This is a genomic window from Pseudomonas syringae group sp. J309-1 (genome assembly GCF_032582135.1).
Taxonomy (GTDB): domain Bacteria; phylum Pseudomonadota; class Gammaproteobacteria; order Pseudomonadales; family Pseudomonadaceae; genus Aquipseudomonas; species Aquipseudomonas quasicaspiana.
The window spans coordinates 13,172-36,453 of the sequence record NZ_JAWHNU010000049.1; the positions used below are offsets into that span (position 1 = coordinate 13,172).

The window sequence follows — 23,282 nt, forward strand, 5'->3', positions numbered from 1 at the left end:
GGGCCAGCGGCATGCATGCCGTCACAAGCAGAGAACTATGCGTGGTAAATGAGCTAACCCCTGGCAGTATCAGCACCATTAAGTGGGGCCATTTCACGCAAGCCGATTGGCGCGCATACCGTTCCGGAGGCTCGCTGAAATGGGGCGTCTGACACGTTTGGCCTCGCTCCTGACGCGCTGGGGTCTGAGTCTCTGCGCATTGGTTCTGATCCTGGCGGCTCTGTATGTCAGCGTCGGTCGTGAGCTGACGCCACTGGTCGCGGGTTACCGTGTTGAAGTCCAGAGCAAGGCGCAGGCTGCAGTCGGCATGCCCTTGGCTATCGGCAGCCTTGAAGGCAGCTGGCGTGGCTTTTCACCGGTTTTCGTCGCCAACGATGTAATGGTCGGCGAGGGCGCAAACGCTGTGCGTCTTGATGAAGTTCGCGCCGAACCTGATCTCTGGGCCAGCTTGCTGGCATGGGATGTGCGACTTTCCCACGTTGAAGTCAACGGTTTGCAGGTGATCCTCAAGGAGGATCAGGACGGTCATTGGGCGCTGCAAGGTTTGCCGGTCCAGGATGACAAAACGCTTGATCCCGAGCAGATTCTCAACCAGATGCAGGTTGTATCGCGCCTCTCTCTGCTCAACAGTCAGGTCACCCTGCAGCCTTTTGAGCAAGCACCGCTGACCCTGACTTATGTGAACATCAGTCTGGCGACGGGCAGCACCCATCAGCGTCTTGATGCGCGGTTGACACTCCCGGATGGTCAACCACTTGCCCTTAACGTTCGCTCGCGGATTCAGGCCAGCGCGTGGAAGGAGGGTGAAGCCGATATCTACCTGAGCCTGCCACAAAGCGACTGGGCGAAGTGGCTGCCCAAAACCCTGACCCGCGAATGGAAAGTATCGACCCTGAAGGCGGGTGGCGAGTTCTGGCTGAGCTGGGGCAAGGGCACTGTGCAAAGTGCTGTCGCACGCCTCAATGCCCCGACGCTGAAAGCGGCTTATGCCGAGCGAAAATCGTCGAAGATCGACAATCTGGCGCTCAACGCGTGGCTTAAACGAAACGACAGCGGCTTTGAAGTGAACCTTGGCTCTCTGGCCATGGACCTGAACGGCAAGCGCTGGGAAAGCCGCATTCAGCTTGAGCAAAAGATCGCCACCAGCGATCAGGAAGAAACCTGGCATGTTCAGGCTGACCGGCTTGATCTGACTCCGGTGACGCCTCTGTTGAAGTCTCTGGCTCCGTTGCCGGACACCTTCATGCAGGTCGTTGATAACCTGAAAGTGAAGGGTGCACTGCGTAACGCACTGGTGGATTACCGCCCGCAAGCGGTGGGTGACAAGCGCCTGAGCTTCGCCGCCAATCTTGAAAACATCGGGTTTAAGGCTTATCACGGTGCTCCTGGGGCGGGGAATGTCAGCGGCGCGATCAGTGGTGATCTGGGGCAGGGTGAACTGCGCCTCGACAGCGACAACTTCATGCTGCACCTGTATCCAATTTTCAAAAACGAGTGGACCTATCCAAAAGCCAATGCCCGCCTGACCTGGCGTCTGGATGACGAGACTTTCACGCTGATCGCGCCCTACATCAAAGTGCTGGGCGACGAGGGCAAGATCGCTGCGGACTTTCTGATTCGACTGCATCTGGAACATGAGCGGGCGGATGAGGATTACATGGACCTGCGGGTGGGCATGGTCGACGGCGACGGCAGTTATACCAGCAAGTATCTGCCGGCTGTTCTCAGCCCGGACCTGGACAAGTGGCTGCGTACGGCGATCATCGGCGGCAAGGTTGACCAGGGTTTCTTCCAGTACCAGGGGTCGCTAAGCAAGAACGCGGCTGACACCGCCCGGGTCATCAGTCTGTTTTTCAAGGTGCGTGACGCGACGCTGGACTTCGAGCCAGGCTGGCCGCAGCTGACTGGCGTGGACGGCAAGGTGTATGTCGAGAACAGTGGCGTGCGTGTCAAAGCCAGCAAGGGCAAGCTGCTCGATACCGATATCAGCAAGGTACAGGTCAATATTCCCCACACTCCAGCCGGACAACCCAGCCATTTGCTGGTAGACGGCAACTTTTCCGGTCAACTGGCCGATGGCGTGAAGATTTTGCAGGAGGCGCCTATTGGTACTGCCAGTACCTTCGCGGGCTGGCAGGGCACCGGTCCGCTGGATGGCAAGCTGAAGCTGGATATCCCATTGGTCAAAGGGCAGGAGCCGAAAATCGCTGTGGACTTCAGCACCCAGGGCGCACGTTTGAAACTGGCTGACCCGGCGCTGGATCTGACCCAATTGAAAGGCGAGTTTCGCTTTGATAATGCCAAGGGGTTAAGTGGTAAGGGTGTTCAGGCGCAGGCGTTTGATCGCCCTGTCACTGCGGAAATCGCAGCGGAAGGCAAGCCCGGCGCCAATCTTACTCGTGTGGTTGCCAACGGTCAGGTCACGGTAAAACGTCTGACTGAATGGTTGGGCGTTACCCAGCCGTTACCTGTTTCTGGCGATATTCCGTATCAGCTACAACTGACTCTGGGCACAGATAGCTCGTTGCGGATCAACTCCAGCCTGAAAGGCGTAGCGGTGGATCTTCCTGCACCGTTCGGCAAAACGGCTGAAAGCAGCCTGGACAGCGAATTCCGCATGACTCTCCAGGGCGCTGAACGGCGCTTTGGTTTTGCCTACGGCAAGCTGGCCAATCTGGCCTACGCCGCGGCACCGGACAAACTGGGCGACGGGCGTGGCGAGGTGTTTCTCGGTGACGGCGGCGCCATTGTCCCGGACGCCAAAGGCCTGCGTGTCAGAGGCTCACTTTCGGAGCTCGATGTCGCGCCCTGGCAAGCAATGGTTAAACGTTACGCCGGTGATAATCCTGGTAGTAGCGCCAAGCAATTGGTCAATAGCGTCGACCTGCATATTGGCAAGCTGACCGCTATGGGCACGACGCTGGACAACGCCAGTGTTCAGCTCAAACGCAACACTGACAATTGGGCGCTTTCGCTGGATAGCCAGCTTGCCAAGGGTACGGCGACGCTTCCTGACGTGAAGACCGCACCTATTGGCATTGACATGCTTTATGTCCGACTGCCTGCGCCTGATCCAGCCGCAGTAGTTGTAGAGAATGCACCAGACCCACTGGCCGATATCGATCCGAGCCAGATTCCGGCGCTTGATGTGAAGGTCACGCAGCTGTTTCAGGGCGAGCAGTTATTGGGCGCATGGGCCCTCAAGATTCGTCCAACGCCCACAGGTATTCGTCTGTCTGACCTGGACCTGGGTCTCAAGGGCATACGTTTGAAAGGCGAGGGTGGCTGGGAAGGCGCGCCGGGTTCAACCAGCAGTTGGTACCGGGGTAATCTTGAAGGCAAGAACCTCGGGGATATCCTCAAGGCATGGGGGTTTGCCCCGACGGTCACTGCCGAAAAATTCGAATTGAACGCCGATGGTCGTTGGCCCGGATCACCGGCCTGGGTGGCGCTCAAGCGTTTCTCCGGCAGCCTGGATGCCAAGCTTGAAAAAGGCCAGTTTGTCGAGGTGGAAGGCGGAGCACAGGCATTGCGAGTGTTTGGCCTGCTGAACTTCAACTCCATCGGCCGTCGTTTGCGTCTTGATTTCTCCGACTTGCTGGGCAAAGGGTTGAGCTACGATAGGGTCAAAGGCCTGCTGATCGCGAGCGATGGTGTCTATGTCACGCGCACGCCGATTACCCTGACGGGGCCTTCAAGCAATCTGGAGTTGAACGGGACGCTGGACATGGTCAAGGATCGAGTCGATGCCAAGCTGCTGGTGACGCTGCCGGTCACTAATAACCTTCCGATCGCTGCTTTGATTGTCGGTGCGCCCGCTATTGGCGGGGCGTTGTTCCTCGTCGATAAGCTGCTGGGCGATCGTGTCGCACGATTCGCCAGCGTTCAGTACAAGGTCGAAGGCCCCTGGAAAGAGCCGAAGATCACGTTCGACAAGCCGTTTGAAAAACCTCAATAGTTCGTCATGGAGTACAGTGGAAGCTATATGGGGTCCATCGCCCAGACGCCGCGAGACCCTGTAGGAGCTGACGAGCACCGCGAGGCCGCGATGGGGTGTATCAGGTGAACCGCTATCGCGGCCTCGCGGTGCTCTTCAGCTCCTACAGAAAAATGCATTCCAATTCAGAGGTTCGCGCGTTGTTTGAGGAGAGGCCGCCATGTCTTTTGCCGTGATTCAAATGGTTAGCCAGAGCGACGTGCCGGGCAATCTGACTCAGGCCCGGCGACTGCTGGAACAAGCTGCTGCTTCTGGAGCGCGCCTGGCGGTACTGCCGGAAAACTTTGCTGCCATGGGCCGTCGCGATGTCGCGGATATCGGCCGGGCGGAAGCTTTAGGCCAGGGGCCAATCCTGCCATGGTTGAAACTGGCCGCTCGCGACCTCAAGTTATGGATAGTTGCCGGAACCATACCTTTACCGCCGATTGATAATCCTGAAGGCAAGATTACCGCGTGTTCATTGTTGATTGATGAGCATGGCGAGCACGTGGCGCGTTACGACAAGCTGCACTTGTTTGATGTGGACGTGTCAGACAGTCGTGGACGTTATCGGGAGTCCGACGACTATGCTCATGGCAGCAATGTGGTGGTTGCCGACACGCCAGTGGGGCGTCTCGGTTTGACCGTATGCTACGACTTGCGCTTCCCTGAGCTGTACACCGCTCTGCGAAAGGCAGGGGCTGAATTGATTACTGCGCCGTCGGCCTTTACCGCCGTTACCGGCGCAGCGCACTGGGACATTCTGATCCGTGCGCGAGCCATTGAAACCCAGTGCTATCTGCTGGCGGCCGCGCAGGGCGGGGTTCATCCGGGACCTCGGGAAACATACGGGCATGCAGCGATCGTCGACCCATGGGGGCGAGTCCTGGCCGAACAGGCGCAGGGCGAGGCGGTGCTGCTGGCCGAACGGGACAAAGAAGAACAGGCGTCCATCAGGGCGCGGATGCCGGTGTCCAGTCACCGGCGATTTTTTACGCAGGACGCCGTGCGGCCTGTGCAGACCTCGGAGTGAATATGAGCGACTTGTCCTCTGTCAGCGAACACCTTCTGGCACCTGGTGGCTTGAACCTCGACAGCCTTCAATCGGTGTTGGGCGAGCTGGCCGGTCCAGGCATTGATGCCGCTGACCTGTATTTCCAGGGGCAGATTTCTGAGTCCTGGTCGCTGGAAGACGGCATCGTCAAAGAGGGCAGCTTCAACCTCGATCAGGGAGTTGGCGTGCGTGCCCAATCGGGTGAGAAAACCGGTTTTGCCTACAGCAATGCAATCACTCACGAAGCCCTGACCACGGCAGCTCGCGCTGCGCGCTCGATTTCCCGCGCCGGTCAGAATGGCACCGTGCAGGCTTTCACTGCACAGGACGTGGCCCAGTTGTATGCGCCGGATAACCCACTGGAAGTGATGACCCGCGCGGAGAAAGTCGAACTGCTCAAACGGGTTGACGTTGCCACCCGTGCACTGGATACGCGTATTCAGCAGGTCACGGTGAGCATGGCGGGCGTTTGGGAACGTATTCTCGTCGCTTCCACTGATGGCAGTCTGGCGGCCGATGTGCGCCCTCTGGTGCGTTTCAACGTCAGCGTCATCGTCGAGCAGAACGGCCGTCGCGAGCGTGGCGGTCATGGCGGCGGCGGGCGTACCGATTACCGTTATTTCCTCAGCGATGACCGCGCCATGGGTTATGCCCGTGAAGCGTTGCGTCAGGCGTTGGTCAACCTCGAAGCGATTCCTGCCCCGGCGGGCACGCTGCCCGTTGTTCTCGGCTCCGGCTGGTCCGGTGTCTTGCTGCACGAGGCGGTTGGTCACGGCCTGGAAGGCGATTTCAATCGCAAAGGCAGTTCGGCCTACAGTGGCCGTATGGGCGAGATGGTTGCTTCAAAGCTTTGCACCATTGTCGATGACGGCACCCTGGCTGGACGTCGCGGCTCGTTGAGCGTCGATGACGAAGGCACGCCGACTGAATGCACGACCCTGATCGAAAACGGTGTGCTCAAGGGCTACATGCAGGACAAACTCAATGCACGCCTGATGGGCGTAGCGCGTACCGGTAATGGTCGTCGTGAGTCCTATGCGCACCTGCCGATGCCACGCATGACCAATACCTACATGTTGGGTGGGCAGAGCGATCCGCAGGAAATCATTGCTTCGGTCAAGCGCGGTATCTACTGCGCCAACCTGGGTGGCGGTCAGGTAGATATCACCAGCGGCAAGTTCGTTTTCTCCACCAGCGAAGCCTATTTGATCGAAGACGGCAAAATTACTGCCCCGGTCAAAGGTGCGACGTTGATCGGTAACGGCCCGGAAGCCATGAGCAAGGTGTCGATGGTCGGTAACGATCTGTCGCTGGACAGCGGTGTCGGTACCTGCGGCAAGGATGGTCAGTCGGTTCCGGTGGGCGTGGGTCAGCCGACCCTGAAGATCGATGCGATCACGGTAGGCGGCACGGGCGGTTGAGGGTGTGAGGCCGGGGCAGACTGATGAACAGTCCGCCCCATGGTCGAGTGTTAACGCAAACCGCGTTGTTTCTCGTCCAGCTCACGGATGTACTTGAAGATTTTCCGGCTCGACGCAGGCGCCTTGTTATGGGCCAGCTCGTGTTGGGCCTGACGGATCAGCGAACGCAGCTGCTGACGGTCCGCTTCCGGATATTCAGCGACGAACATTTCGAGGAGACCGTCATCACCGGCGATCAGTCGATCACGCCAGCGTTCCAGGCCGTGAAAACGTTCGTTGTATTGGCGAGTGGAGGCATCGAGTTGATCGAGAAGCACCAGAATGGCGTCCAGATCCTGATCGCGCATCAGCTTGCCGATGAACTGAATATGCCGTTTGCGTGCGATATGAGCCGTGTGCTTGGGCGCATCGGCCAAGGCTCTGCGCAGCGGATCGGTCAAAGGCAGCTTGTTCAGCAAATCAGGTTTGAGCGACACAAGACGCTCGCCAAGTTCAACCAGAGCATGCAGCTCGCGTTTGACCTGGGTTTTGCTTTTCTCCCCGTCGAGGGAGTCGTCGTAAGAATCAACCATGGGGGCAGTCCGCAAATAAACGCCGCCATGATAACCAGTCATGGGCCTCTTGTCCGGCCCGCTCGGTATTCGGCTCGTGCCGAAAGCAGAATTTGATGGAGAAAGTCATGAGTGCATCACAAAGCGTCGGCCCACAGGCCTTGCCCGCACTGCAGGAACAAGTCGAGCAAATCATTGCCGAAGCCAGGCGTCAGGGTGCCAGTGCCTGCGAAGTCGCTGTGTCGCTGGAGCAGGGTCTGTCGACCTCGGTTCGTCAGCGCGAAGTGGAAACCGTCGAATTCAATCGTGACCAGGGTTTCGGCATTACCTTGTACGTAGGCCAGCGTAAAGGCTCTGCCAGTACCTCGGCCAGTGGCGCTGATGCAATTCGTGAGACTGTCGCCGCCGCGCTCGCCATCGCTAAACATACTTCTGAAGATGAAGCCTCAGGCCTCGCTGATGCTGCGCTGATGGCCAGGGAGCAGCAGGATTTTGACCTGTTTCACGCTTGGGATATCACCCCCGAACAGGCCATCGAGAAAGCCTTGATCTGCGAAGCAGCAGCTTTTGACGCCGATAGCCGGATCAAGAACGCCGACGGTACAACGCTTAATACCCATCAGGGCTGCCGCGTGTACGGCAATAGCCACGGCTTTATCGGCGGTTATGCCTCGACCCGCCACAGCCTGAGCTGCGTGATGATCGCTGAAGGCGATGGCCAGATGCAGCGCGATTACTGGTATGACGTGAGTCGCCAGGGTGAGTTGCTGGCTGATCCGCAGAGCATCGGTCGCAAAGCTGCCGAGCGGGCAGCCAGCCGCCTGGGCGCGCGTCCAGTGCCGACGTGCGAAGTGCCGGTGTTGTTTTCGGCCGAGCTGGCCGGTGGACTGTTCGGCAGTTTCCTCGGGGCGATTTCTGGCGGCAATCTTTATCGCAAGTCGTCGTTCCTCGAGGGCTCCATCGGTCAGCGACTGTTTCCTGAATGGCTGACCATTGACGAACGGCCGCACTTGATGCGCGCCATGGGCAGTTCGGCGTTCGACGGTGATGGTCTGGCAACGTATGCCAAACCGTTCGTCGAAAATGGCGAGTTGGTTTCTTACATTCTTAGCACCTACTCTGGCCGTAAGCTGGGCTTGCCAAGCACCGCAAACGCGGGCGGCGTGCATAACCTGTTCGTCACCCACGGGACTGAAGACCAGGCAGCGCTGATCCGCCGCATGGGCCGCGGGCTGCTGGTCACCGAGTTGATGGGCAGCGGCCTGAACATGGTGACCGGTGATTATTCCCGCGGCGCGGCCGGTTTCTGGGTCGAGAACGGCGAAATCCAGTTCGCGGTGCAGGAAGTGACCATCGCCGGCAACATGCGTGACATGTTCAAGCAAATCGTTGCCGTTGGCAGTGATCTTGAGTTGCGTAGCAACATTCGCACGGGCTCTGTGTTGATCGAACGGATGACTGTCGCCGGTAGCTGATACAAAAGTTGTCCGCACCCACCTTTGTCTCTGTGGGAGCTGAGCTTGCTCGCGATAAGGCTGGATGCGATCTGAAGTGAACCGTGTCCAGCCTTATCGCGAGCAAGCTCAGCTCCCACAAAAAAACATGCCGTTCCGACGATTATTCTCCTCCCCCTCTAAATCCCTTCACCCTCTACGGTTGTTTTGATTCTCAATATCATTTAATAATGAATATCATTATCTGGATGAGCCGTGGTCATGGGTCCTGTCTTGCACGCACTTCCTGCACACCTGGAAAACTGGCGCGGGATGAGTTTCAGAATTCGTTGTGCCCTTGAGCCTGACGAACCACGGCTGATTGACCACTACCTCGCCGAAGGCCGTTATCTGGCTCGCTTCACCGCTACGCCTCAGCGAATGATCGCTGAAACCTCCTTCCGGCTGCTCATCGACACTGCTCGCGATACGGTTTTGCCCTGGCATTGGCGCTGTCTTTGCGTCGATCAGGCCTGGCGTCCGCTGCGCGATCTCAAGTCCCTCATCAACTCCCCGGCCGACCAACAACGCTGGCAGGCCTACAGCTGGCAGTTGGCGACATGCCTGCTGCAGCCCTCGATCTCTCCTACTGAACTGGTGCAAGGAAATTCCGATGAGTAATACCCGTATCGAACGCGACAGCATGGGCGAATTGCAGGTCCCGGCCGAGGCCCTGTATGGCGCTCAGACCCAGCGTGCGGTGAATAACTTCCCTATCAGTAACCTGCGCATGCCAACGCAGTTCATCCGTGCACTATTGCTCGCCAAGGCTGCCGCCGCGCACGCGAACCTTGAGCTGGAGCAGATAACGGCCGCGCAGAGCGAAGCGATTGTCAGTGCCTGTCAGGAATTGCTGAGCGGCGATTACATGGCGCACTTTCCGGTGGACGTGTTTCAGACCGGTTCCGGCACCAGCACCAACATGAACGCCAACGAAGTCATCGCTACCATTGCCAGCCGCGTACTGGGCGACAAGGTCAACGCCAACGACCACGTGAATTGTGGCCAGAGCAGCAACGACATTATCCCGACCACTATTCACGTCAGTGCCGCCCTGGCGTTGCACGAGCAGCTATTACCGGCGTTGACCCATCTGGTCGACGTGATCGAGCGCAAGGCTGATGAGGTGCACCCCTTCATCAAGACCGGCCGCACACACTTGATGGACGCCATGCCGGTGCGCATGAGTCAGGTGCTGAACGGTTGGGCTCAGCAGATTCGCGCCAATATCGAACATCTCCAGGCCTTGCTGCCAAGCCTGCAGGCGTTGGCTCAGGGCGGCACCGCCGTGGGTACCGGAATCAATGCGCATCCGGAGTTTGCCAAGCGTTTCAGCAGTCATTTGAGCCGTTTGAGTAACGTAGCTTTTGTGCCCGGCAAGGATTTGTTCGCGTTGATCGGCTCCCAGGACACTGCCGTTGCTGTGTCTGGCCAGCTAAAGGGAACTGCGGTTTCGCTGATGAAAATCGCCAATGACCTGCGCTGGATGAATTCCGGTCCGCTGGCCGGGCTGGGAGAGATTGAACTGGAAGCTTTGCAGCCGGGTTCGTCGATCATGCCGGGCAAGGTTAACCCGGTGATCCCGGAAGCCACAGCCATGGTGGCGGCACAGGTCATTGGCAATGACGCGGCGATTACGGTCGCCGGGCAGTCGGGCAACTTCGAGTTGAACGTGATGCTGCCGATCATTGCGCAAAACCTGCTGAGCAGCATCGAGCTACTGGCCAACTCCAGCCGACTGCTGGCCAACAAGGCCATCGCGACCTTCAAGGTCAATGAAGCGAAGCTCAAGGAAGCCTTGTCGCGCAACCCGATTCTGGTCACTGCCCTGAACCCGATCATTGGTTACCAGAAGGCCGCCGAAATCGCCAAGACGGCCTACAAACAGGGGCGCCCGATCATCGACGTCGCCCTTGAACACACCGACCTGCAGCGCAGCCAACTGGAGGCATTGCTGGATCCGGAAAAACTCACTGCTGGCGGGATCTGACCCGTCGGCCATCGCTTGAGGAGTCGCGCCATGGAGCATTGGAAACGCACAATCGAAAAAGCCAATCGCTGTTTCAATCTCGGTGAGCTGGTTGACGCCCGCGAGTTGTATCTGCAGGCGCTGGCGCTGGCTCAGGTGTTGTTCGAGCGCTGGCCCAATCCTGATGAAGCGGTGGCCGCTTGCGTCATTTCCCATCACAACCTTGCCGACCTGCATTTGAGTCTGGGCCAGCCGGAGGAGAGCGCGGAGTACCTGTGCGCGATCCATCAGCACCTGTTGCGGGTCATGCAAGAGCAACGTCTGCCGCCAGCCTTGCGTCAGGCTGCGTTGCGCCATAGCAGCAAAACCTACGCCGAGCTGCTGAATTTTATCAGCGAGCACGGTGAATACCCGCGCACCCATCGCCTGTTGAACAGTGGCGGCGAGCATTCGCGCTCGTCATTACAACGCAATGCCGCAGCCACTTCCGGCCTTTTCTACGGAGTACATTGATATGCCGTTTACTTTGCCTGCCTTGCCATACGCTTACGATGCCCTGGAACCGCACATCGATGCGCAGACCATGGAGATTCACTACAGCAAGCACCACCAGACTTACATCAATAACCTGAACGCGGCAGTTGAAGGTACTGAGTGGGCTGAGTGGCCAATCGAGAAGCTGGTGGCATCTGTCGCTCAACTTCCCGAGAAGCTGCGCCCTGCGGTCATCAACCAGGGTGGGGGGCACGCCAACCATTCGTTGTTCTGGGATGTCATGACCCCAACCGGTGGCGGCTCGCCTGACGGTGCACTGGCAAAAGCGATTGATGAGCAACTGGGTGGCTTCGAGCAATTCAAGGATGCTTTCACCAAGGCAGCACTGACACGTTTCGGCAGTGGCTGGGCCTGGCTCAGCGTGACCCCGGAGAAAAAACTGGTGGTTGAGAGCAGCGGTAACCAGGACAGCCCGCTTATGAACGGCAACACGCCGATTCTGGGTCTGGACGTGTGGGAGCACGCGTATTACCTGCGTTACCAGAACCGTCGCCCGGAATACATCAACGCGTTTTACAACGTCGTCAACTGGGCTGAAGTCGCTCGTCGTTACCAGGCCGCTCTGGTCTGATCTCCCAATAATCAGATCCAGGGCAGTTTATGCGCACGGAAATACTCACCGTCAGCAGCGGGCGGTTGTTTCGCCTGGCACTGGGATCGGTTCTGCTGTTGGCAGGTATGGCGCTTCTGGTCGCTCATGCGCTTGAGTGGCTGAATCTTGAACCGCGCCTGATGCGGGCACTTGAGGGCGGAGCGATTTGTGCTCTGGGCACCGCGTTAGGTGCCGTTCCCGTGCTGGTCATCAGGGGCATGCCTGCATCGGTGTCCGATGGTTTGCTCGGCTTCGGTGCAGGAGTGATGTTGGCAGCGACCGCGTTCTCCCTGATCGTGCCTGGCCTTGCGGCGGCTGAAAGCCTTGGATTTTCCCCGTGGGGTGCTGGCGGGCTTGTCAGCCTTGGTATTTTTCTCGGGGCTGTCGGCTTGTTTGTGGTTGACCATATCGTCTCCAAAGGTTCGCCTCTGAGCGGTGGAGAACTTCCTGCAATTGCGCCGCGAATCTGGTTGTTCGTCATCGCGATCATTGCCCACAACATCCCTGAAGGCATGGCTATTGGTGTGTCCGCTGGCGGCGGTTTGCCCGACGCTGACAGTCTCGCCATGGGCATCGCGATACAGGATGTGCCCGAGGGACTGGTCATTGCGTTGGTGCTGGCGGGGGCAGGGATGTCGCGCTTCAAGGCATTTCTGATCGGCGCTGCCTCAGGTCTGGTTGAGCCGGTTTTCGCCCTGTTGTGCGCCTGGCTCGTAGCAATCGCCGAGTTGTTGTTGCCGCTAGGGCTGGCGTTTGCTGCGGGTGCCATGTTGCTGGTGGTCACTCAAGAGATCATCCCGGAGTCGCGCCGTAACGGACACGATAAAGTCGCCAGCCTCGGTTTGATTGCGGGGTTCTGCCTGATGATGGTGATGGACACAGCCCTGGCTTGAAGGGTGGGCGAGGCGGCGAAGTGAGATTCGCCTCCTTTGCACTTGAAAAACCACTTATAATCCATGGTTTTTACCCTTCGACGCGAGAATGTCCGTGAGCTTACCTGCCTGCCCGAAATGCAATTCCGAATACACCTACGAAGACGGTACTCAACTGATCTGCCCGGAATGCGCGCATGAATGGTCTGCCGACGGCAGCAGCGAAGCGGCTGATGACGTAATAGTCATCAAGGATTCGGTAGGCAACACCCTGCAAGACGGCGATACCGTCACCGTCATCAAGGACCTCAAAGTCAAAGGCTCCTCGCTGGTCGTGAAGGTTGGTACCAAGGTGAAGAACATCCGTCTGGTGGATGGCGATCACGACATCGATTGCAAGATCGACGGCATTGGCGCAATGAAGCTGAAGTCGGAGTTTGTGAAGAAGGGGTAAGGTTTCGAGTAAGCCCTTTTAATGATGAAGAGTCCGGACCCGAAAGGGACCGGATTTTTTTTAGGTGCCGTATAGATATACGAACAATTCCTACATGAATTACGGAGGTTTCTGTTAGCGTTCGCTGATATATTCCGTTGAGGTTATATTTTCACCGTTTCATAGTTCTTCTATAAATTGGGAAATTGAATACACAGATGAGTTTGAATGCTGGTGGGACGGTTTGGGGGAGGACGAACAGGCCAGTGTTGAATCAAGCGTCAGGCTGCTGGGGCAATTCGGTCCCTCTCTACGATTTCCACACAGCAGTGGGATCAGCGGGGCGCGTCTTGGCATTCTGAGAGAGCTTCGCGTTCAGCACGCCGGTCGGCCTTACCGGGTTCTTTATGCCTTTGATCCCAGGCGTTGCGCTTTATTGCTGATTGGTGGGGACAAAACCGGGCAGAACCGCTGGTACGATGAGCATGTGCCTTTAGCTGAGCCTCTTTACCGCGAGCACCTTGAAACATTGCGTACAGAGGGTCTTACAGATGGCTAAAAAATTCTCCGAACTGCAAGCGCGTATGTCGCCTGAGTCCCGGGCCGCTGCTGATCGGTTGTATCAAGAGCACCTTGAGCAAATGCCGCTTCACGAATTGCGTCAAGCAAAAGCCTTGAGCCAAGCGACTCTAGCCAAGACTTTGCACGTCAATCAGGCGGCTATTTCGAAAATGGAACGTCGTACGGATATGTACATCAGCACTTTGCGCAATTACATCCGTGCGATGGGCGGAGAGTTGGAGATTGTCGCTACTTTCCCGGATGGGCAGGTCAAGATCGAAAATTTCGCGAGTTGAGGGCGTTAGTGTAAAAGGCTGTGGCGCGCCGAGCTCAACGACTATTCCCCTTCATCAAACTTGTTTTTGATCAACTCAACCAGACCATCCAGCGCAGCCTGCTCTTGCTCGCCTTCGGTCGAAAGGTGAATATCCGTGCCTTTGCCAGCGGCGAGCATCATCACCGCCATGATGCTTTTACCATCCACCATGCTTTCCGGTGAGCGACCCACGCGGATCTGGCAGGGGAACTTGCCGGCGACTCCGACGAATTTGGCGGCTGCGCGGGCGTGCAGGCCCAGCTTGTTGATAATGGTGATTTTAAGAGCGGGCATCGCAGGGGAAGTCCTTTCAGCTTAAGTCGCGGTGGCGAACCTGAACGTTTTTGAGGGATTGTTGCAGGACCTGACCCAGGCGCTCGGTCAGGTACACCGAGCGGTGATGACCGCCAGTGCAGCCGATGGCGATAGTCACATACGAGCGGTTACTGGCAGCAAAGCGCGGCAGCCACTTGTTGAGATACGTGAAGATGTCCTGAAACATCTCCTCTACATCGGGCTGTGCAGCAAGGTAGTCGATAACGGGTTGATCCCTGCCTGATTTCTCTCGCAGTTCAGGTTTCCAGTAAGGATTTGGCAGGCAGCGCACATCGAATACCAGGTCGGCGTCCACTGGCATGCCGCGTTTGAATCCGAAAGACTCAATCAGGAAGGCTGTGCCTGGCTCTGGCTTGTTCAGCAAGCGAAGCTTGAGGGTGTCGCGTAACTGGTAGAGATTCAGGTGGGTAGTGTTGATCTTCAGGTCGGCAAGATCAATGATCGGCCCCAGCAATGTGGTCTCGTCCCGAATGGCCTCGGCCAGCGAGCGGTCTGCGTTGCTCAGAGGATGACGGCGACGGGTTTCCGAGAACCGCTTGAAGAGCGTTGATTCATCCGCATCCAGGTAAAGTACATCGCACTGGATATTGCGTGAACGAACCTCTTCCAGCATCTGTGGGAAGCGGGTCAGGTGGCTAGGCAGGTTCCGTGCATCAATAGACACCGCCAACAGTGGTTCGGCCAGCTCGGTGTTGATCAGCGCGCGCTCGGCAAGCTCGGGAAGCAGGCCCGCAGGGAGATTATCAACGCAGTAAAAACCGCTGTCTTCCAGAACGTCCAGCGCGGTACTTTTGCCGGAGCCTGAGCGACCGCTCACAATGATCATGCGCATGATTAATGACCGTTTTGCTCGTCCAGTACGACCTGATAAAGGGCTTCATTGCTCGGGGCACTACGCAGGCGTTCACGCACTTCTTTGCGGTCGAGCATGCTGGCTATCTGGCGCAGTAATTCCAGGTGTGCATCGGTAGCCGCTTCCGGGACCAGCAGAACAAACAGCAGGTCAACGGGGGCGCCATCGATAGCGTCGAAATCTACAGGAGCGTTCAGGTGCAACAACGCGCTGATAGGGGATTCACACCCCTTCAAGCGACAATGCGGAATGGCGATGCCATTACCAAAGCCGGTAGAACCTAGCTTTTCACGGGCGATAAGACTCGAAAACACGTCGTCCGAATCCAGATCAGGCACTTCTTTGCCGATCAGGTTGGCAATTTGTTCGAGGACTTTTTTCTTGCTGCCGCCCGGCACGTTCACGAGTGAACGGCCGGGGGTCAGGATATTTTCTAGTCGGATCATGTTTTGGGGGTATCAGCGAGCCGTTGCACCCTGAAGGAGGCTTAGCTGCTTTTCCTTATGCTTGAGCAGTTGTCTATCCAGCTTGTCGGTCAAAAGGTCGATTGCCGCGTACATGTCATCATGTTCCGCATTGGCGACGACCTTTGAGCCGGGGATGTGCAGGGTGGCTTCGATTTTCTGCTTGAGCTTCTCGACCTCCATGATGACCTGCACATTAGTGATCTTGTCGAAGTGGCGCTCCAGTCGTCCGAGTTTTTCGGTGATGTAGTCGCGTAGGGCGTCGGTCACATCCAGTTGATGTCCACTGATGTTGACTTGCATACCGCTTTCTCCTTATTGCCAGTGCATAAAGAGGCAGGCGTTTGCCTGCCACTGGAACGCTGTGGCTAGCAACCGGGTTGTGTAGAACCGCCTCGGGCCAAAGCTCGCACGGTTGCTACTGTACCTCTCGTCACATCAGTCGCTTGCGTTCACTCGACGGCGCAATGCCAAGAGATTCGCGGTATTTGGCTACTGTGCGACGGGCTACTTGAATGCCTTGTGCCTCCAGTAAACCAGCGATCTTGCTGTCACTCAACGGCTTTTTCTGATTTTCCGCTGCAACTAGTTTTTTGATGATCGCCCGAATGGCTGTGGATGAACATTCACCGCCCTCGGAGGTGCTTACATGGCTCGAGAAGAAATATTTCAACTCGTAAATACCACGGGGGGTATGCATGAATTTCTGCGTGGTTACACGAGAAATGGTCGACTCATGCATGCCTACGGCCTCTGCAATGTCATGCAGGACCAGTGGCTTCATCGCCTCATCGCCATACTCAAGAAAGCCGCGCTGGTGCTCGACGATCTGTGTCGCCACTTTCATCAGGGTTTCATTGCGGCTCTGCAGGCTTTTGATGAACCAGCGTGCTTCTTGCAGCTGATTGCGCATGAAGGTGTTATCGGCGCTGGTATCAGCGCGGCGGACAAACCCGGCGTATTGCGGATTAACACGCAGGCGTGGGACCGATTCCTGATTGAGCTCAACCAGCCACCGCTCGTTGTCCTTGCGCACAATGACGTCCGGTACCACATACTCAGCTTCGGTGGACTCGATTTGCGAACCCGGGCGAGGGTTGAGGCTTTGCACCAGTTCGATGACCTGGCGCAGTTCATCTTCCTTGAGCTTCATGCGGCGCATGAGCTGTGAGTAGTCGCGGCTCCCCAGCAGGTCGATGTAGTCACTGACCAGGCGCTGTGCTTCGCTGAGCCAACGGGTTTTTGCAGGTAGCTGACGCAGTTGCAGCAGCAGGCATTCGCTAAGGTTGCGCGCGCCGATGCCGGCGGGTTCAAACTGCTGGATGCGGTGGAGCACGGCTTCAATCTCGTCGAGCTCGATATCAAGCTCGGGATCGAAGGCGTCGAGGATTTCTTCCAGCGTCTCGTCCAGATAACCCTGATTGTTGATGCAGTCGATCAGCGTCACGGCGATCAGGCGATCGGTGTCGGACATCGGCGCCAGATTCAACTGCCAGAGCAAATGGCTTTGCAGGCTCTCACCGGCAGAAGTGCGAGTGGTGAAGTCCCATTCGTCATCGTCGTTGCTGGGCAGGCTGCTGGCGCTGGTTTGGTAGACGTCTTCCCACGCGGTGTCGACGGGCAGCTCGTTGGGGATGCGCTCGCTCCAGTCGCCCTCTTCAAGGTTGTCCACAGTAGGCGCCGGCTCCTGATAAGTCGGCTCCTGGACATCAGGATTAGGTTTCTGCTCGACGTTGTCAGCCAGTGGATCAGCGTTGTCGAAATCGTCGCCTTCTTCCTGGCGTTCCAGCATAGGGTTCGACTCCAGTGCCTCCTGGATCTCCTGTTGGAGGTCCAGTGTCGACAATTGGAGTAAGCGGATGGCCTGTTGCAGCTGCGGCGTCATCGTCAGCTGCTGGCCCATTCTCAAGACTAGCGATGGTTTCATGGCTGGGGCTTAACACCTTATTCGCCGGCGCACATGCGCCATCCACTACCGAGCGCCTGGGCGCGTACATAAGCAAATTATATGCCTGAAACTGAAGTGTTTGCCTAGGGGATGCTGGCATTTAATAACCATCAGCACCAACAACCAGGCATGCCCGCCTTTAAAGCCGGGCACCGCAGTTCTTTTTACAGGCGGAACTCGTGACCGAGGTAGACCTCTTTCACCAGCTGATTTGCGAGAATGGTTTCCGAGTCGCCTTCGGCAATTAGCTGCCCGTCATTGACGATGTAGGCTGTCTCGCAGATGTCCAGAGTTTCACGAACGTTGTGATCGGTGATCAGCACGCCGATGCCCTTGGCTTTCAGATGGTGGATGATCTGTTTGATATCGCCTACGGAAATCGGGTCCACACCTGCGAATGGTTCGTCGAGCAGAATGAATTTCGGTGAGGTAGCAAGTGCGCGTGCGATTTCTACGCGGCGGCGCTCACCACCAGACAGGCTCATGCCCATATTGTCGCGGATATGGGTGATGTGGAACTCCTGCAGCAGGCTTTCCAGCTCCTTGCGGCGTCCATCCCGGTCCAGTTCCTGACGGGTCTCGAGAATCGCCATGATGTTGTCGGCTACCGACAACTTGCGAAAGATCGAGGCTTCCTGTGGCAGGTAGCCAATACCGGCACGTGCACGGCCGTGCATGGGCTGGTGGCTTACATCCAGGTCGTCGATCAACACTCGCCCCTGATCCGCCTGAACCAGGCCGACAATCATGTAAAAGCAAGTGGTCTTGCCAGCGCCGTTAGGCCCCAGCAATCCAACGATCTGGCCGCTTTCGATGGACAGGCTCACATCGCGAACGACCTGACGGCCCTTGTAGCTCTTAGCCAAATGCTGGGCTTTCAGCGTCGCCATTTACTGGGCCTTCTGCTGGTCGGTTTTCTTTTTCGGCTGGATAACCATGTCAATACGCGGGCGTGGCGTGGTCACCTTGCTGCCGCCATTGGCACGACCGGCACTGACGATCTGCTTGACCGTGTCATACACGATCTTCTCGCCTTCGGACGTGTTGCCGTCATTGATAACCTTGGCCTTGTCGATCAGCACGATACGATCCTGCGCAGCGTAGTACTGGATGGTGATCGCGTAGGCTTGAACGATAGGTTTGTCTACAGACGGCTTCTGCTCGTAGTAAGCCAGGTTGCCGACCGATGTGAACACGTCGACTTCGCCTTGGGCATTACGTGTGATGGTCACGGTATTACCGGTGATCTTCATCGAGCCCTGGGTGATGATTACGTTGCCCTTGTAGGTAGCAACGCCTTTCTTGTCGTCGAGTTGTGCGTCGTCGGACTGAATGTGAATCGGCTGATCGCGATCAGTCGGCAGGGACCAGGCGCTCGCGCTTCCCAGTGCTGCACCCAGGCCAAGCAAAAAAGGAAGGGTTTTAACGAGCCTCATACTGTCCTCTTACATTAGATAGCAGGTCCATCCTGCCGTCGTTCAAATACGCTTTCATTCCCTTGGCCGTAGTCACACCGCCCGCGCCGTCGATTCTAACGGCTTGCTCGGTCTGCGCATATTGCTTCTGCGGGAATACGGTCATTCGACTGCTGGTAATTATGGTCGTACGTTTTTTCTCGTCGGTTCTTGCTATGCGAACCGAGTCAATCAGTTCGACTTGCTCACCACCAGGGGAAACCTCACCCGTTTTGCTCTGGATATGCCAGGGAAACAGGGTGCCACGGTACATCTGCAAGTCTGGCGTGGTCAGCATTGTCACATCGGTGGCCTTGATATGCTCGACCTTGTCGGCCGTCATTTCGTACTGCAACTTGCCATCCGGCAGATACTGCACGCTGTGAGCATTGATTGCGTAAAAGTCGATGGCGCTTTCGTCCACCGTAGCAGCCGGTTGCTCCATGAAGCTTTCCGGGCTGATGTTCCAATAGCCTGCGGCGGCCAGCAAAAATGCCAGCACACCGAGGATCAGAAACGTTCGAATTCGTTTGCTAAGCATAAATGGCTTCTGTCTATAAGTAGGCTGCGTGGGCGGCTTCAAGACTGCCTTGGGCGCTCATGATCAATTCACAGAACTCGCGCGCTGCGCCTTCGCCACCGCGCGCCAGGGTAATGCCATGGGCATGTTGCCGGACAAAAGTAGCGGCATTGGCCACCGCCATGCCCAGGCCGACACGCCGAATGACTGGCAAGTCTGGCAGATCATCACCCAGATAGGCGACCTGTTCGTAATTCAGACCGAGTTGGCCGAGTAGTTCGTCGAGAACCACCAGCTTGTCTTCACGGCCCTGATAAAGATGTTCAATACCGAGGTTCTTTGCCCGGCGTTCAACCACTGGGGTCTTGCGGCCGCTGATAATGGCCGTTGCCACGCCAGAGGCGATCAGCATTTTAATGCCTTGGCCGTCCAGCGTGTTGAAAGTCTTGAATTCGCTACCGTCCTCAAGGAAGTACAGGCGACCGTCGGTCAGTACGCCGTCGACGTCGAAGATGGCCAGTTTGATATTTTTGCCGCGTTGCAGCAGATCGGTAGTCATTTGCGCATCTCCATTACATGACGCCTGCGCGCAGCAGGTCCTGCAGGTTGAAAGCTCCGACCGGATGATCATTTTCGTCAACGACGATGAGTGAACCGATCTTGTGATCTTCCATGATTTTCAATGCTTCAGCCGCGAGCATTTCAGGGCGGGCTGTCTTGCCGTGAACGGTCATCACGTCATCGATGGTTGCCAGGCGAATATCAATCGGACGATCCAGAGTGCGGCGCAGGTCGCCGTCAGTGAATATCCCGGCCAGTCGTCCATCGGCCTCGATAACTGCGGTCATGCCCAGTCCCTTGCGGGTCATTTCCATCAGCGCGTCGCGCAGCAGAGTGCCGCGTTGTACTTGTGGCAGTTGTTCGCCGCTGTGCATGACGTGCTCGACCTTGAGCAGCAAGCGTCTGCCTAAAGCACCACCGGGATGCGAGAACGCGAAGTCTTCAGCCGTGAAACCGCGGGCTTCCAGCAGTGCTACTGCGAGAGCATCGCCCATGACCAGTGCTGCAGTTGTCGAAGAGGTAGGAGCCAGATTCAGTGGGCAGGCCTCATGCTCGACGCGAGCATTAAGGTTAACGTCGGCAGCTTCAGCCAGGGTTGACTCCGGATTTCCCGTCAGGCTGATCATCTTGATGCCGAGGCGTTTGATCAGGGGGAGCAAAGTGACGATTTCAGCCGTTGTTCCCGAGTTTGAGAGGGCAAGGATGATGTCACCGGAGGTGATCATGCCCATGTCGCCATGGCTGGCTTCAGCTGGGTGAACAAAAAATGAAGTAGTGCCGGTACTCGCCAGAGTGGCGGCGATTTTTTTTCCGATGTGGCCTGATTTACCCATGCCCACCACGACAACGCGTCCTTTGCTCGCGAGAATCATCTCGCAGGCCTTGATGAAATCCGCGTCGATATGAGGTAACAACCCCTCCACGGCTTCGATTTCAAGGCGGATGGTGCGTTGTGCTGACTGGATCAGGTCGCTGGATTGGTTCATGTGAAAATCGGTTGGCCGGTTAAAAGGCGGCGATTATAGCGGTAATGCGCGATTCCCTCACGTCTGATCGTCAAGCTTCGCGTTTAATCGTTCTGTATGAGGATAGGTCGAGCCTATTTGTAGGAAGTGTCGCAAATTGTGTATGGCGATATTGATTGATCGTCTTCGCGCTTTGGCGACGCCTTATTGCGGTGGTATAGTCCGCGGCTTGTTCTGCCCACCGAGACAGCATGTCTCCCGCCAGGGACTCGGCAGCTGAACGTGAGGCTGTATCGCAAGGAGTTTAGATGAGCGCCGATAACGCCTACGCGATCGAGCTGAAGGGCGTTTCCTTCAGGCGCGGTACGCGCAGCATTTTCGATAATGTTGATATTCGTATTCCCCGCGGAAAAGTCACCGGCATCATGGGGCCTTCGGGCAGTGGCAAAACTACTTTGCTGCGTTTGATGGGCGCCCAGCTACGGCCTTCTGCGGGCGAAGTGTGGGTCAACGGTCAGAACCTTCCCGCCTTGTCGCGCAGCGATCTGTTCGATGCACGCAAGCATATGGGCGTGTTGTTTCAGAGCGGCGCACTGTTTACGGACCTGGATGTGTTCGAGAACGTTGCCTTCCCGTTGCGGGTCCATACAGAGCTGCCGGAAGAAATGATTCGTGACATCGTTCTGCTCAAGTTGCAGGCGGTGGGGCTGCGTGGCGCTATCGAGTTGATGCCCGACGAGCTGTCAGGTGGCATGAAGCGTCGCGTGGCGCTGGCTCGTGCGATTGCCCTCGATCCCCAGATACTCATGTACGACGAGCCATTCGTGGGGCAAGACCCCATTGCAATGGGTGTGCTGGTTCGTCTGATCAAGCTGCTCAATGATGCGCTCGGTATCACCAGTGTTGTGGTCTCCCATGATCTGGACGAAACGGCGAGTATTGCTGACTACCTCTACCTGGTTGGCGACGGTCAGGTGCTGGGGCAGGGGACACCCGAGGAACTGATGGGGTCGGACAACCCGCGCATTCGTCAATTCATGACCGGCAACCCGGACGGCCCGGTGCCGTTTCACTATCCTGCGCCGGATTACCGCGAAGATCTTTTGGGGAAGCGCTGATGCGCAAGAAGTCATTAATTGAGCGAGTACGCCTGCTCGGGCGTGCCGCAATCGATATCCTGGCGGTGCTAGGGCGTTCGGCGATTTTTCTGGTTCACGCCTTGCTGGGCCGGAGCTCGATTGGCGGCAGCTTTCAGTTGCTGGTCAGGCAGCTCTATTCGGTCGGTGTCATGTCCCTGGCGATCATCGTCGTATCGGGCATGTTTATCGGCATGGTGCTGTCGCTTCAGGGTTTCAGCATCCTGACCAAGTACGGTTCGGAGCAGGCAGTCGGGCAAATGGTTGCCCTTACGCTTTTGCGAGAGTTGGGGCCTGTGGTTACGGCGTTGCTGTTTGCTGGCCGTGCAGGTTCGGCATTGACCGCCGAGATCGGCAACATGAAATCGACCGAGCAGTTGTCCAGTCTGGAAATGATCGGTGTTGACCCGCTCAAGTACATTGTTGCGCCACGTCTGTGGGCCGGGTTCATTTCCCTGCCGCTGCTGGCCATGATCTTCAGCGTAGTGGGTATCTGGGGAGGCTCCTGGGTAGCGATCGACTGGCTGGGTGTCTATGAAGGCTCTTTCTGGTCAAACATGCAGAACAGCGTTTCTTTCGTTGATGATGTGATTAACGGCGTCATCAAGAGCGTCGTATTTGCGTTCGTTGTGACCTGGATTGCCGTTTTCCAGGGTTACGACTGCGAACCCACCTCAGAAGGGATCAGTCGTGCCACGACGAAAACAGTCGTGTATGCATCCTTGGCCGTACTGGGCCTGGACTTTATTCTGACCGCCTTGATGTTTGGAGATTTCTGATGCAAAACCGCACCATCGAAACAGGTGTAGGCCTGTTCCTGCTGGCCGGGATTCTGGCTTTGCTCCTGCTTGCCCTGCGCGTCAGCGGTCTGAGCTCCAGCGCCAGCACTGATACTTATAAACTTTATGCAAATTTCGACAATATTGCCGGTTTGACTGTCAGAGCCAAGGTGAGCATGGCTGGCGTCACAATTGGCAAGGTCACGGCGATTGATCTTGATCGCGACACCTTCACAGGTCGGGTGACCATGGAAGTCCAGAAGAAGGTGAATAACCTGCCTCTCGATTCCACTGCATCGATTTTGACCGCTGGCTTGCTCGGTGAGAAATATGTGGGTATCAGCGTAGGTGGCGACGATGGGTTGCTTAAGGATGGCAGTACCATCCATGACACGCAGTCGTCGCTTGTGCTGGAAGACCTTATCGGAAAATTCCTGCTCAATACCGTGAGTAAAGACGCTAAATGAGGAGCT

The 23,282-nt window shown here is 57.0% G+C and carries 26 protein-coding genes; 15 read left to right on the plus strand and 11 right to left on the minus strand.

Annotated elements, in window-relative coordinates:
* Positions 1-139 precede the first annotated feature (139 nt).
* From RX972_RS22005 to tldD, 3 genes are all read left to right on the plus strand, one after another.
* Positions 140-3,958 carry a YhdP family protein gene (locus RX972_RS22005; RefSeq protein WP_316878466.1) on the plus strand — a complete coding sequence of 1,273 codons (3,819 nt, stop codon included), beginning with the start codon at positions 140-142 and terminating at the stop codon, positions 3,956-3,958.
* Between the two features lie 199 nt (positions 3,959-4,157).
* Positions 4,158-5,009 carry a carbon-nitrogen hydrolase family protein gene (locus RX972_RS22010; protein WP_316878469.1) on the plus strand — a complete coding sequence of 284 codons (852 nt, stop codon included), beginning with the start codon at positions 4,158-4,160 and terminating at the stop codon, positions 5,007-5,009.
* A gap of 2 nt (positions 5,010-5,011) precedes the next feature.
* Positions 5,012-6,451, plus strand: a complete 1,440-nt coding sequence (gene tldD, locus RX972_RS22015; protein ID WP_027898155.1) for a metalloprotease TldD — start codon at positions 5,012-5,014, stop codon at positions 6,449-6,451.
* 50 nt (positions 6,452-6,501) lie between these two features.
* On the opposite strand, the gene yjgA is transcribed toward tldD, so the two are convergent.
* Positions 6,502-7,023 carry a ribosome biogenesis factor YjgA gene (yjgA, locus tag RX972_RS22020; protein ID WP_027898154.1) on the minus strand — a complete coding sequence of 174 codons (522 nt, stop codon included), beginning with the start codon at positions 7,021-7,023 and terminating at the stop codon, positions 6,502-6,504.
* Between the two features lie 107 nt (positions 7,024-7,130).
* Between yjgA and pmbA the strand changes: the two genes are divergently transcribed.
* The 9 genes from pmbA to RX972_RS22065 all read left to right on the plus strand — a co-directional run bounded on the left by pmbA (position 7,131) and on the right by RX972_RS22065 (position 13,773).
* Positions 7,131-8,477, plus strand: a complete 1,347-nt coding sequence (gene pmbA / locus RX972_RS22025; RefSeq protein ID WP_122708235.1) for a metalloprotease PmbA — start codon at positions 7,131-7,133, stop codon at positions 8,475-8,477.
* A gap of 240 nt (positions 8,478-8,717) precedes the next feature.
* On the plus strand, positions 8,718-9,116 hold the full coding sequence (locus RX972_RS22030; protein WP_316878481.1) for a FagA protein: 399 nt from the start codon (positions 8,718-8,720) through the stop codon (positions 9,114-9,116).
* Positions 9,109-10,485 carry a class II fumarate hydratase gene (locus tag RX972_RS22035; protein WP_099270967.1) on the plus strand — a complete coding sequence of 459 codons (1,377 nt, stop codon included), beginning with the start codon at positions 9,109-9,111 and terminating at the stop codon, positions 10,483-10,485. The genes RX972_RS22030 and RX972_RS22035 overlap by 8 nt, the downstream gene beginning before the upstream one ends.
* 30 nt (positions 10,486-10,515) lie before the next feature.
* Positions 10,516-10,977, plus strand: coding sequence for a hypothetical protein (locus RX972_RS22040; RefSeq protein ID WP_027897851.1), 462 nt, complete (start codon positions 10,516-10,518; stop codon positions 10,975-10,977).
* A 1-nt stretch (position 10,978) separates the two neighbouring features.
* Positions 10,979-11,590, plus strand: coding sequence for a superoxide dismutase (locus RX972_RS22045; protein ID WP_027897850.1), 612 nt, complete (start codon positions 10,979-10,981; stop codon positions 11,588-11,590).
* 29 nt (positions 11,591-11,619) lie between these two features.
* Positions 11,620-12,504 carry a ZIP family metal transporter gene (locus tag RX972_RS22050; RefSeq protein WP_122708233.1) on the plus strand — a complete coding sequence of 295 codons (885 nt, stop codon included), beginning with the start codon at positions 11,620-11,622 and terminating at the stop codon, positions 12,502-12,504.
* A gap of 88 nt (positions 12,505-12,592) precedes the next feature.
* A complete protein-coding gene (locus RX972_RS22055) occupies positions 12,593-12,937 on the plus strand; it encodes a zinc ribbon domain-containing protein YjdM (RefSeq protein ID WP_316878487.1) in 345 nt (114 codons plus the stop codon).
* Between the two features lie 172 nt (positions 12,938-13,109).
* Complete coding sequence (locus RX972_RS22060) at positions 13,110-13,475, plus strand: type II toxin-antitoxin system RelE/ParE family toxin (protein WP_316878524.1); 366 nt, start codon at positions 13,110-13,112, stop codon at positions 13,473-13,475.
* Positions 13,468-13,773, plus strand: a complete 306-nt coding sequence (locus RX972_RS22065) for an XRE family transcriptional regulator (RefSeq protein ID WP_122394940.1) — start codon at positions 13,468-13,470, stop codon at positions 13,771-13,773. Before RX972_RS22060 ends, RX972_RS22065 begins: the two co-directional genes overlap by 8 nt.
* A 41-nt stretch (positions 13,774-13,814) precedes the next feature.
* Here the strand turns inward: RX972_RS22065 and RX972_RS22070 are convergent, their stop codons facing one another.
* The 10 genes from RX972_RS22070 to RX972_RS22115 form a co-directional block, all read right to left on the minus strand.
* Positions 13,815-14,087: an HPr family phosphocarrier protein gene (locus tag RX972_RS22070; RefSeq protein WP_316878490.1), complete on the minus strand. Its 273-nt coding sequence runs from the start codon at positions 14,085-14,087 to the stop codon at positions 13,815-13,817.
* Positions 14,088-14,103: 16 nt separating this feature from the next.
* Positions 14,104-14,961, minus strand: a complete 858-nt coding sequence (gene rapZ, locus RX972_RS22075; RefSeq protein WP_316878492.1) for an RNase adapter RapZ — start codon at positions 14,959-14,961, stop codon at positions 14,104-14,106.
* A 2-nt stretch (positions 14,962-14,963) separates the two neighbouring features.
* Positions 14,964-15,428, minus strand: a complete 465-nt coding sequence (gene ptsN, locus RX972_RS22080; RefSeq protein WP_027897843.1) for a PTS IIA-like nitrogen regulatory protein PtsN — start codon at positions 15,426-15,428, stop codon at positions 14,964-14,966.
* 12 nt (positions 15,429-15,440) lie between these two features.
* Positions 15,441-15,749, minus strand: coding sequence for a ribosome hibernation-promoting factor, HPF/YfiA family (gene hpf / locus RX972_RS22085; RefSeq protein WP_027897842.1), 309 nt, complete (start codon positions 15,747-15,749; stop codon positions 15,441-15,443).
* Positions 15,750-15,879: 130 nt separating this feature from the next.
* Entirely contained in the window at positions 15,880-17,373 is a 1,494-nt protein-coding gene (locus RX972_RS22090; protein WP_099270963.1) for an RNA polymerase factor sigma-54, read from the minus strand.
* 185 nt (positions 17,374-17,558) lie between these two features.
* Positions 17,559-18,284 (minus strand): LPS export ABC transporter ATP-binding protein, encoded by a 726-nt coding sequence (lptB, locus tag RX972_RS22095; protein WP_027897840.1) that lies wholly within the window; start codon positions 18,282-18,284, stop codon positions 17,559-17,561.
* Positions 18,285-18,830: a lipopolysaccharide transport periplasmic protein LptA gene (gene lptA, locus RX972_RS22100; RefSeq protein ID WP_027897839.1), complete on the minus strand. Its 546-nt coding sequence runs from the start codon at positions 18,828-18,830 to the stop codon at positions 18,285-18,287.
* On the minus strand, positions 18,817-19,389 hold the full coding sequence (gene lptC, locus RX972_RS22105) for an LPS export ABC transporter periplasmic protein LptC (RefSeq protein ID WP_027897838.1): 573 nt from the start codon (positions 19,387-19,389) through the stop codon (positions 18,817-18,819). Before lptC ends, lptA begins: the two co-directional genes overlap by 14 nt.
* A gap of 13 nt (positions 19,390-19,402) precedes the next feature.
* On the minus strand, positions 19,403-19,927 hold the full coding sequence (locus tag RX972_RS22110; protein ID WP_231675187.1) for a KdsC family phosphatase: 525 nt from the start codon (positions 19,925-19,927) through the stop codon (positions 19,403-19,405).
* A 13-nt stretch (positions 19,928-19,940) separates the two neighbouring features.
* A complete protein-coding gene (locus RX972_RS22115) occupies positions 19,941-20,915 on the minus strand; it encodes a KpsF/GutQ family sugar-phosphate isomerase (protein ID WP_099270961.1) in 975 nt (324 codons plus the stop codon).
* A 287-nt stretch (positions 20,916-21,202) separates the two neighbouring features.
* Here RX972_RS22115 and RX972_RS22120 point away from each other — a divergent pair, with 287 nt between their 5' ends.
* Genes RX972_RS22120 through mlaD form a run of 3 tightly spaced genes read left to right on the plus strand, consistent with a single transcriptional unit; the run spans position 21,203 to position 23,276 of the window.
* The gene (locus RX972_RS22120) at positions 21,203-22,012 is read left to right on the plus strand and encodes an ATP-binding cassette domain-containing protein (RefSeq protein ID WP_027897835.1); all 810 of its coding nucleotides are present in this window, start codon (positions 21,203-21,205) and stop codon (positions 22,010-22,012) included.
* Positions 22,012-22,809: a lipid asymmetry maintenance ABC transporter permease subunit MlaE gene (gene mlaE, locus RX972_RS22125; protein WP_316878497.1), complete on the plus strand. Its 798-nt coding sequence runs from the start codon at positions 22,012-22,014 to the stop codon at positions 22,807-22,809. The genes RX972_RS22120 and mlaE overlap by 1 nt, the downstream gene beginning before the upstream one ends.
* Complete coding sequence (gene mlaD, locus RX972_RS22130) at positions 22,809-23,276, plus strand: outer membrane lipid asymmetry maintenance protein MlaD (RefSeq protein WP_027897833.1); 468 nt, start codon at positions 22,809-22,811, stop codon at positions 23,274-23,276. Before mlaE ends, mlaD begins: the two co-directional genes overlap by 1 nt.
* Positions 23,277-23,282 lie beyond the last annotated feature (6 nt).